This window comes from Arthrobacter sp. Y3223164 (genome assembly GCF_059091005.1).
This window is the reverse complement of record NZ_JBNHGF010000937.1, coordinates 1-337: the sequence shown is the minus strand read 5'-3', so window position 1 is coordinate 337 and position 337 is coordinate 1. Positions and strand designations below refer to the sequence as shown.

Sequence of the window (337 nt, the reverse complement as noted above, 5' to 3'; positions counted from 1 at the left end):
GGCGGGCACAGCGCCACGTTTCCGGCGAGCGCATCGAAGGCCGGCGCGAGGTCGCGCGGCATCAGCGCCCAGCCCAGCCGCCACCCCGTCATCCCCCAGTACTTGGAGAAGGAAGAAATAACGACGGCGGTGCGGTCCAGTTCCCAGGCGCAGGTTCCGCGGGCATCCGGTTCCGCGGGATCGGCCGGATACGTGATGCCCTGGTAGATCTCGTCGCTGACCAGGCGAACCCCATGCTCGGCGCACCAGGCCGTCAGGGCGGCGAGCTCGCTCCGCGACACCATGGTGCCGGTGGGGTTGGCCGGCGACGCCAGCACGAGGCCGGCCAGCGGCCCAT

The 337-nt window shown here is 71.2% G+C and carries 1 protein-coding gene; it reads right to left on the bottom strand.

Annotation, left to right across the window (positions count from 1 at the left end; all coding sequences use genetic code 11):
• Positions 1-337: aminotransferase class I/II-fold pyridoxal phosphate-dependent enzyme (locus AC5RUJ_RS18815; RefSeq protein WP_494156580.1), on the bottom strand; the 337-nt coding region annotated here is incomplete at both ends.